The organism is Micromonospora sp. NPDC002717 (assembly GCF_040295705.1).
GTDB lineage: Bacteria > Actinomycetota > Actinomycetes > Mycobacteriales > Micromonosporaceae > Micromonospora.
In genome coordinates, this window is sequence record NZ_JBEOVW010000066.1 from 1 (window position 1) to 9,220 (window position 9,220).

A 9,220-nucleotide genomic window follows, 5' to 3' on the forward strand; every position below is an offset into this window, starting at 1 on the left:
CTCCGCGGCCGGCCCCCCGCCGCGCGCGGCGTCGCCCGCCCCCCGCCGCCGGCCCCGGGCGCCCCCCCCCGGGGCGGCGCCCCCCCCCCCCCGCCGCGGGGGGGGCCGGGGGGGGGGGGCCCCCCCGCCCCGGGCGGCGGCCCCCCCCCCCCCCCGCCCGGTGGCGGGCGGCCGGGCGTTACGCCCCCGGAAGTGTCCCGCTACGCGAGCCCTGACCGGGCCCTCGCCGCGGCCGGCTCGACGGGCTGCGTCCGGACCTGTGACCCCCGCCGCGACAGCACGCCCGGCCACCAGGTGCGGCGGCCGATCTCCAGCGCCAGGGCCGGCACGAGCAGGCTGCGCACGAGGAACGTGTCCAGCAGCACGCCGACGCCGACGATGACGGCCGACTGCACCGACGGCACCAGCGGCAGCACGCTGAGCGCGCCGAAGGCGGCCGCCAGCACCACGCCCGCGCTGGTGATGACGCCGCCGGTGACCGTCAGCGCGTGCAGCACGCCCCGGCGGTGCCCGAGCCGTGCCGTCTCCTCCCTGGCCCGGGTGGCCAGGAAGATGGTGTAGTCCACGCCGAGGGCGACCAGGAACAGGAACGTCTGCAGCGGGATCCCGACGAACAGCTTGGGATAGCCCATGGCGTCGAGGATCAGCCCGGCCGCGCCCATCGCGGCGACGTAGGACAGCACCACGCTCGCCAGCAGCAGCAGCGGCGCGACCAGGGCCCGCAGCAGCAGCACCAGGACGGCGAACACCACCGCCAGGATCAGCGGGCCGACGACCCGGTTGTCGCGGCCGACGGTGCGCTCCTCGTCGAGCAGGTACGCGGTGTCCCCGCCGACCAGCGCCTGCGCGTCGGGCAATGCGTGCACGGCGGCGCGGAGCCGGTCGACGGTGTCCAGCGCGGCGTCGCTGTCCGGCGTGTCCGCGAGGACGGCCGCGACGCGTACCCACCGGCCGTCGGGGGAGCGCTGCGGCTCGCCGACCTCGGCCACCCCGGGCACCGCACGGGCGACGGCCACCACCTGGTCGGCCGTGCCGGCGGTGGCCAGGATCTCGGCGGGCGCCACGGTGCCGCTCGGGTAGTGCGCGGCGATCATCCGCTGGCCCGTGATCGAGCCGACCTCGGTGGTGAACGACTGGTCAGCCGGCATGCCGATGCTGAGGTTGCCGATGCCGAAGCTGAGGGCGACCAGCGCCGCCGCCGTGCCCAGCCACACCACGCGCGGGCGGCGACCGACGACGCCGGCGACCCGGCGCCACAGCCCGTGCCGGGACGCCTCGTCGTCGACGACCGCGTCGGGGGTGTGGCGGGGCACGAACGGCCAGAACAGCCAGCGCCCGAAGATGACCAGCACGGCCGGCAGGAGCGTGGTCATGGCGAGGAACGCCGCGGCGATGCCGACCGCGCCCACCGGTCCCAGGCCCCGGGTGGCCGGCAGCTGCGCGGCGAGCAGGCACAGCAGGCCGACCGCGACGGTCGCCGCCGAGGCGCAGATCGCGCCGATCGACCTCCGCAGCGCCACGGCCATCGCCGCGTGCCGGTCGGCGTGCCGGCGCAGCTCCTCCCGGTACCGGGCGATGAGCAGCAGGGCGTAGTCCACGCCGACGCCGAAGACCAGCACGGTGAGGATGCTCTGGCTCTGGAAGTCGACCGCCAGGCCGCCGTACTCGGCCAGCAGGTAGACGACCGCGCTGGCGAGCTGGTTGGCCAGCGCGACCGTCAGGAGCGGGATCAGCCACAGGACCGGGCTGCGGTACGTGAGGAGGAGCAGCAGCGCGACGGTGCCCGCGGTCGCCAGCAGCAGGGCGGTGTCCATCCCGGCGAACGCGTCGAAGACGTCCTCGGTGGCGCCGGCCTCGCCGGTGAGCGCGGTGCGCAGCCCGTCGGGGGCGTCGGCGGCCAGCCGGTCCCTGATGTCGGCCACCGCGTCGGCCCGCTGCTCGTCGTCGCCGGCGACCGGGAAGGACACCAGCACCGCCTTGCCGTCCTCGCTCGGGACCGGGGGCGGCACCTGGCCGCCGTCGGCGTACGCGGCGTACGCGGCCCGGTCGCCGTCGACCTTCGCGCGGTCGGCGTCGGTGAGCCCGCTCTCGCGTACGTAGACGGCGACCGCGAGGGGCGCCTGGGAGTCGGGGAACGCCGCCTCCGCCCGCTGCACCGCGCGGCTGGCTTCCACGGAGGCGGGCAGCGCCCCGAGGGTGTCGTTGTTCTGCACCTCGGTCAGCTTGATCGCCAGCGGTCCGGCCACCGCGACGAGGACGAGCCAGAAGACGAGCATCGCGTACTTGGTGCGTCGGCCGGACGGTAGGCCGGCCAGTCGTTGCCGCCGGGACATGTCGGGTCTCTCCTGCCTGGTTGTGGTCACGTCTCGATCCTTCGGCCGGAGGGGGGCGGGGGCAGGGGTGCCAGGTCCCGAAGGTGGGTGGTGCTAGCACCACCGATTCCGGTGGGACCGGTGCCGGAGAATGGGCGCCGTGGACAGCTCCGTACGCGCGTTCGTCAGGCAGTCGGTCCGGCCCGGCGCGCTCGCCGCCGTGCAGGGCCTGGCCGTGGCCCTGCTCAGCCTGGCCACCAACGCGGCGCTGTTCGTGCTGTCGGTGGTCTCGCTCGCGCTCATCCCGGCCCTCGGCATCGGGTTCGCGCTGTTCCCCGCGGTCACCGTGCTGGTGCGGTGGTCGACCGGGCTGCAACGCCGGGTGGCCGGGTGGCACGGCATGCCGATCGCCTCGCCGTACCCGCCGGCGCCCGAGGGCGCCCGGCTCGGCACCTGGCGGCGGTTCCGCTGGGTGGTCGGTGACCCGGCGACCTGGCGGGACATCGCCTGGCTGATGCCGGGCATGGTGACCGGCGGGGCCTGCCTGCTGGCGTTCGTCCTGCCGGTGTACGGGCTGGAGGGCGTCCTGCTGATGCCCGTGGTCCTGTTCCTCAACGTCGACTGGTACGGCTACGGCGTGTTCTGGCCGATGGACAACCTCGTGCAGGCGGTGCTGTCCGTACCCCAGGGATGGTTGTTCCTGTTCGCCGGCCTGGTGGTCGCGCAGTGGCTGGTGTGGCTGCACTTCCGCTTCGCCGGGTTCTTCCTGGCCCCGACCCGGGCGCAGGAGCTGGCGCTGCGGGTCCGGCAGCTCTCCGCCAGCCGGGCCGACACGGTCGACACCCAGGCCGCGGAGCTGCGCCGGATCGAGCGCGACCTGCACGACGGGGCACAGGCCCGGCTCGTCGCGCTGCGCATGAGCATCGGCCTGGCCGAGAAGCTGATGGCCGACGACCCGGCCGCGGCGCAGCGGCTGCTCACCGAGGCGCAGGAGACCAGCGGTCGCGCCCTGGTCGAGCTGCGCGACCTGGTCCGCGGCATCTACCCGCCGGTGCTGGCCGAACGCGGACTCGACGGCGCCGTGCGGGCGCTCGCGCTGGCGGTGCCGCTGCCCGTGGAGCTCGACGTCGCGCTGCCCGGCAGCCCGCCGGCCGCGGTCGAGTCGGCGGCCTACTTCGCGGTGGCCGAGGCGTTGGCCAACGTCACCAAGCACAGCGGCGCGGCGCGGGCGTGGATCCGGCTGGCGTACCGCGACGGTCGGTTGACCATGGTGGTCGGCGACGACGGCCGGGGCGGCGCGACGCCGGACTCCGGGACCGGCCTGTCGGGCGTGCAACGCCGTCTGGCAGCCTTCGATGGCACGATGACCGTGACGAGTCCGCCCGGCGGACCGACTGTCGTGACCATGGAGCTGCCGTGCGAGTTGTCATCGCGGAGGATCTCGCCCTCCTCCGGGACGGGCTGACGCGCATCCTCGACGCGTTCGGCTTCCAGGTGGTCGAGGCCGTCGCCGACGGGCCGTCCGTGCTGCCGGCGCTGGTCCGGCACCACCCGGACGTCGCGGTCGTCGACGTGCGCCTGCCACCGACCTTCACCGACGAGGGGCTCCAGGCGGCGTTGCAGGCCCGGACCCGGTTGCCGGGCCTGCCGATCCTCGTGCTCTCCCAGCACGTCGAGCAGTTGTACGCCCGCGAGCTGCTCTCCGACCGTGGCGGGGGAGTGGGCTACCTGCTCAAGGACCGCGTGTCCAACGTCGACCAGTTCGTCGACGCGGTGCGCCGGGTGGCCGGCGGTGGCATGGTGATGGACCCGGAGGTCGTCTCCCAGCTCCTCGCCCGCAACGCGACGGCACAGCCGCTGCGGGAGCTCACCGCCCGGGAGCGGGAGGTGCTGGCCCTGATGGCCGAGGGCCGGTCGAACGCGGCGATCGCCGGGCGGCTGTTCGTCACCGAGAAGGCGGTCAGCAAGCACATCAACAACATCTTCAGCAAGCTGGGGCTGCCGCCGTCGGACGACGACAACCGCCGGGTGCTGGCGGTCCTCGCGTACCTCCACGGGTGAGGGTCAGGGTCGGTTCGTGATCGACAACGGCGCGGCGGTCGAGTGGGTGATCGCCCACGGTGACGAGTCCGACGGGCACCGCCTGGCGACGGTGCTGACCGGGGTGTGGCCGGCGCCGCTGGACGTGGCGGACGCGTTGTTCGCCGACCAGTCTCCCGAGGGCGGTTTCCCGGCACCCTGGTCGGCCGGCGCCCCCTCGGTGGCGGCGACGTGCGAACGGCTCGCCCGGATCATCGAGTTGGACCTGCGGTACAACTCCCGGGTGGACCGTTGCGCCGACTGGCTCGCCGCGCTGGTCGCGCCGGACGGCACGGTGCGCTCCGCCGTGGACGCCGGGCACCTGCCGTCGCAGGACCCGCTCTACCTGCCCGCCTACGTCGGCTGGTGCCTGGCGGTCCTGGACCGGCCCGAGACGGCCGGGCGGGCCGCCCGGGCGGTGCGCGACGCCGTGGGAGCCTCCGGCGCCTGGCCGTCGTGCCTCACCACCACCTGGCTCGCCGCCGCCCTGCTGTGGGCGGTGGGGTTGCGCGAGGAGGCGGACCAGGGACTGGACGTCCTGGCGCGGCGGCTGCTCGACGCGCCGCCGGCCGACGTCGCCCGCGCCGGATGCGCACTGCGGACGGCGTTGCTGCCCCGGGACCATCCCGTGTTCCGCGCCGTGGTCCGGCGGCTCACCGCCACCCAGCGCCCGGACGGCTCGTGGCCGGTCGACGGTCCTCCTGCCGAGCAGGTGGCGGTCGCCATCACCGCGATAGGCGCCGTCGCCGGCCTGGTCTGAACCGCGTCCGCCGACAGGGCGACAGGCGGGGCCGGGTCGGATCCGGAAGCGTCGATAGCTCGTCGAGCGGACGTGAGGCGCCGGATCTCCCCGGACCGTCCGGAAGGGCGCGCACGTCGACGAAGGGGCTCCCGTCGGCGCCCACTTGTTCTATAGTCCTACTGTCGTAAGACAACAGGGGAGGCGCGGCGGGTGATCGAGTTCGTGCTGGACGGCCGGTCGAAGGTGAACACCTACATGCAGCTCGTGCAGCAGGTGAAACAGGCCCTGCGGGTGGGGTTGCTGGCCCCCGGGGACCAGTTGCCCAAGGTCCGCGACGTCGCGCAGTCGCTGGCCATCAACCCCAACACGGTGCTGAAGGCGTACCGCGAGCTGGAGATCGAGGGCCTCGCGGAGGGGCGGCCGGGCGTCGGCACCTTCGTCACGCGCACCCTCGCCGGAACGTCCCTGCCCAACCAGGCCGAACTGCGGGCGGAGTTGGTGGCCTGGCTGCACCGCGCGCAGGCGGCCGAACTGACGCCCGAGGACATCACCGCCCTGGTGGAGACGACCATGCGGGCCACGCTCCCGGTGGACGCCCCGCCGCAGAACGCCACGTCGGCAGGATGAGAGGACACGCCATGGAGGCCGTGCTGGAGACCGACCAGATGGGCAAACGGTACGGGAGACACTGGGCGCTGCGGGACTGCTCGTTCCGCCTGCCGGCCGGGCGGATCGCTGCCCTGGTCGGGCCCAACGGGGCGGGCAAGAGCACGCTGCTGCACCTGGCGGTGGGCCTGCTGCGGCCCGACGCCGGGGCGGTGCGGCTGTTCGGCGAGCCCCCCTACGACAACCGGGCGGCGTTGGCCGACATCGGCTTCGTCGCCCAGGACACGCCGCTGTACCGGGACTTCACCGCGGCCGAGCTGATCACGGCGGGCGGCAGGCTGAACCGCCGCTGGGACGCGGCGATGGCGCGTACCCGCCTGGCGGATCTCGGCATCCCGCCGAACAAGCCGGTCGGCAAGCTCTCCGGAGGGCAGCGGGCCCAGGTCGCGCTCGCCCTCGCCCTGGCCAAGCGCCCCCGGCTGCTGCTGCTCGACGAGCCGGTGGCCAGCCTCGACCCGCTCGCCCGGCGGGAGTTCCTGCAGACCCTGATGGGCAGCGTGGCCGACTCCGGCACCACCGTGCTGCTCTCCTCGCACCTGCTGGCGGACGTGGAACGGGTCTGCGACCACCTGATCGTGCTGAACGCCGCCCAGGTCCGGCTCGCCGGCGCGGTCGAGGACCTGGTCGCCGCGCACCGGCGCCTGATCGGCCCCCGGCACGGCGGCGAGCCGATCCCGGGCGTCGCCGACGTCGTGCGGGCGAGCCACACCGACCGGCAGTCGACCCTGCTGGTGCGCACCGACGGGCCCGTCGCCGACCCGCGGTGGAGCGTGCGGGACGTGTCCCTGGAGGACGTCATCCTGGCCTACCTCGCCGACGGCGACGCGCAGGCCAGCCACGAGGAATGGGGGGTGCCGGCATGATCTGGCTGACCTGGCGGCAGCACCGCAGGGACGCGCTGTTCGCCCTGGGCGGGCTCGCGGTCCTCGGCGCCTTCATGATCATCAGTGGCCTGGCGATGCGCGACGCCTTCGACGACTACGGCCTGCCGGAGTGCGTCGCCGCGGGCGACCCGGGCCCGACGCCGGGGCTCGGCGAGACCTGCGACAGGGCCTTCAACCAGTTCCACGACCAGTTCGGCACGCTGAGCCTGGCGGGCATCCTCTTCCTCGTGCTGCCGCTGCTGGTCGGTCTGTTCTGGGGCGCCCCGCTGATCGCCCGCGAGGTCGAGCAGGGCACCCACCGGTTCGTCTGGACCCAGGGCGTCAGCCGGCAACGCTGGGCGCTGGTCAAGTTCGGGTTCGTGGGAGCCGCCGCTCTGCTCGTCTCCGTCGTCTACGGGCTGGGCATGTCCTGGTGGCTGACCCCGCTCAACCAGGGCTGGCGGCAGAGCCGGTTCGACGCGTTCTTCTTCGACATGCAGGGCGTGGTGCCGATTGGGTACACCCTCTTCGCGGTCGCGCTGGGCGTCTTCGCCGGCACCGTCTGGCCCCGGGCGCTGCCCGCCATGGCCGGCACGCTGGTCGGTTTCCTCGGCCTGCGCGTCGCCGTGGCCGCGCTGGCCAGGCCCCGCTACCTGCCCGCCCGCGAGCTGACCTACCCGGTGCAGGGCTCCACCGACGAGCTCGCCATCAGGGGTCGCGACTGGATCCTCTCCAACGGCGTCCACGACGCCAACGGCAAACTCGTCGCACCCAACGCCCAGGTGATCTGCCCGCCCGGTGCCACGGGCCCCGACGGGCGGGCCTGCGGCGCCGACCTGGGCCTCGGGCCGGGCGCCTACAACTGGTGGCTCTACCAGCCGGAGAGTCGGTTCTGGCTGTTCCAGGGCATCGAGGTCGGCATCTTCGTCGCGCTCGCGGCGCTGCTGCTCCTGCTGGCCGTCCGCCGCATCCGCCGCATTGCCTGACCACCCGCCGGCTGCCCTGCCCGGGCGTCCGCCGGCCGCGCCTCGCCGACGCGGCCGGCGGGCCGAAACATACCTTCATTGCAAGCGTGTCAACATGTAGACAATATTCTTGGTTCTGTCTATCGTCAGCACCACTTAGCGATGTACTTCAATTTGAGAGGTCGTCAATGGTGCACATCAGACGATGGGCCGGCATAGCCACGGCCCTCCTGGCGACGGAACTCCTGGTCGCGGGCACCGCTGCGCACGCCGCCGCGCCCACGCCGGACCCGGCCCGGGCGAGCGTCGAGCAGGCCGTGACCGTCAAGCTGCTCGGGCAGGCCCGGGTCGCCGGCGAGGCGCACGCCGAGGAGCCCGACACCCGGGTCACCGTCACCCGAAAGAGCGGCCGCTGGGCCTTCGGCACCGCCGTCGCCCTCACCGGCCACGAGGAGGACGTCCACCCGACCGGCGCGATCTTCATCGCCCGCGCCGAGGCCGGCGGGTGGCAGGTGAGCTTCGACGGCGAGGCGGAGTTCGGCGAGTTGGCCGCCGAGTCGCCCCTGGTCGGCAAGCAGGAGAAGGGCGTCCTCACCCGCAGCCCGGGCACGATGTACGCGGGCGGCGACTACCGGACCGGCATGGCCCTGCCGTTCGCGGTCGGCCAGACCTGGACGCTGACCAGCGGCCCGCACGGCTGGGGCGGCTACGAGACGCCGTACAGCTCGATCGACCTCGCGGGCGGCGACCAGGTGGTCCGCGCGGCCCGGGCCGGCACGGCGTACACGATGTGCCGGGGGTGGATCCGGGTGATCCACGACCGCGGCTACTCCACCGACTACTACCACCTGTGGAGCAACATCTCGGCCAACGGCACGGCGGTCGGCCAGGGCGCCTACCTGGGCTACACGGGCACCGACGTCACCTGCGGCGGGGCCGCGTACGGCCGGCACGTCCACTTCGGACTGCGGCAGAACAGCGCCTACGTGCCCATCGCCGGCCACGGCCTCGGCAAGTGGGTGTTCGAAAACGGCGCCTCGGCCTACCAGGGCGGGGCGCGGCACGGCTCGACCTGGCGGGGCGCCGGTGGCGCGGTCTACAACTACGGCGCGCTGGGCTTCAACCAGGCGGTGGTCGACGCCAACGGCGGGGGCACGGTGAACAAGCGGTCCGGCCCCGGCACCGGCTACGCCGTGCTCGGCTCGGTGGGTGACGGCGCGACGGTCACCATCTCCTGCTCCGCCAACGGCACCAGCCACACCGGCCGGTACGGCACCACGTCGCTGTGGAACCGGCTCAGCGACGGCAGTTGGGTCGCCGACGCCTTCCTGTGGACCGGCGTGAACGGCGCGGTCAACGGCTGGTGCTGACCGGCTCCGCCGAGCGTCGACGCAGCGGCCCCCGCCGGAGACGGTGGGGGCCGCCGTCGCGCGGGGACGGGTGGTGGGCGGAGCGCCTCGGAGCCGCCGACCGGCCCGGGGTCGGGGCGCCGCTCCCGCTTCTCGGCGATCCGGGCGAGGACGGCGGGATCCGGCCGGGTCATGGCAGGACCTTCACGATGACCGGGGTGCCCTCGGGGACGTCGCGCAACGC

The 9,220-nt window shown here is 74.2% G+C and carries 8 protein-coding genes; 7 read left to right on the forward strand and 1 reads right to left on the reverse strand.

The genetic code is table 11. The features are described from left to right. Positions 1–200 precede the first annotated feature (200 nt). Entirely contained in the window at positions 201–2,363 is a 2,163-nt protein-coding gene (locus ABT006_RS34565) for an MMPL family transporter (protein ID WP_502891061.1), read from the reverse strand. Between the two features lie 100 nt (positions 2,364–2,463). On the opposite strand from ABT006_RS34565, the gene ABT006_RS34570 reads away from it, so the two are divergent. The 7 genes from ABT006_RS34570 to ABT006_RS34600 all read left to right on the forward strand — a co-directional run bounded on the left by ABT006_RS34570 (position 2,464) and on the right by ABT006_RS34600 (position 8,997). After that, positions 2,464–3,777, forward strand: a complete 1,314-nt coding sequence (locus ABT006_RS34570) for a sensor histidine kinase (RefSeq protein WP_350712682.1) — start codon at positions 2,464–2,466, stop codon at positions 3,775–3,777. Continuing rightward, positions 3,729–4,373 carry a LuxR C-terminal-related transcriptional regulator gene (locus tag ABT006_RS34575; protein ID WP_350712683.1) on the forward strand — a complete coding sequence of 215 codons (645 nt, stop codon included), beginning with the start codon at positions 3,729–3,731 and terminating at the stop codon, positions 4,371–4,373. Before ABT006_RS34570 ends, ABT006_RS34575 begins: the two co-directional genes overlap by 49 nt. 16 nt (positions 4,374–4,389) lie before the next feature. Then, the gene (locus ABT006_RS34580) at positions 4,390–5,151 is read left to right on the forward strand and encodes a prenyltransferase/squalene oxidase repeat-containing protein (protein ID WP_350712684.1); all 762 of its coding nucleotides are present in this window, start codon (positions 4,390–4,392) and stop codon (positions 5,149–5,151) included. Between the two features lie 192 nt (positions 5,152–5,343). Beyond that, positions 5,344–5,760 (forward strand): GntR family transcriptional regulator, encoded by a 417-nt coding sequence (locus tag ABT006_RS34585; RefSeq protein ID WP_350712685.1) that lies wholly within the window; start codon positions 5,344–5,346, stop codon positions 5,758–5,760. Between the two features lie 11 nt (positions 5,761–5,771). Next, positions 5,772–6,662: an ABC transporter ATP-binding protein gene (locus ABT006_RS34590; protein ID WP_350712686.1), complete on the forward strand. Its 891-nt coding sequence runs from the start codon at positions 5,772–5,774 to the stop codon at positions 6,660–6,662. Continuing rightward, positions 6,659–7,648: an ABC transporter permease gene (locus ABT006_RS34595; RefSeq protein WP_350712687.1), complete on the forward strand. Its 990-nt coding sequence runs from the start codon at positions 6,659–6,661 to the stop codon at positions 7,646–7,648. The genes ABT006_RS34590 and ABT006_RS34595 overlap by 4 nt, the downstream gene beginning before the upstream one ends. 170 nt (positions 7,649–7,818) lie before the next feature. Then, on the forward strand, positions 7,819–8,997 hold the full coding sequence (locus ABT006_RS34600) for a peptidoglycan DD-metalloendopeptidase family protein (RefSeq protein WP_350712688.1): 1,179 nt from the start codon (positions 7,819–7,821) through the stop codon (positions 8,995–8,997). Positions 8,998–9,220: the final 223 nt, after the last annotated feature.

Excerpts from the sequence above, each read along its gene's own strand:
- ABT006_RS34570 (WP_350712682.1), top strand. The coding sequence starts at position 2,464 with ATGGGCGCCGTGGACAGCTCCGTACGCGCGTTCGTCAGGCAGTCGGTC.
- ABT006_RS34590 (WP_350712686.1), top strand. The coding sequence starts at position 5,772 with ATGGAGGCCGTGCTGGAGACCGACCAGATGGGCAAACGGTACGGGAGA.
- ABT006_RS34595 (WP_350712687.1), top strand. The coding sequence starts at position 6,659 with ATGATCTGGCTGACCTGGCGGCAGCACCGCAGGGACGCGCTGTTCGCC.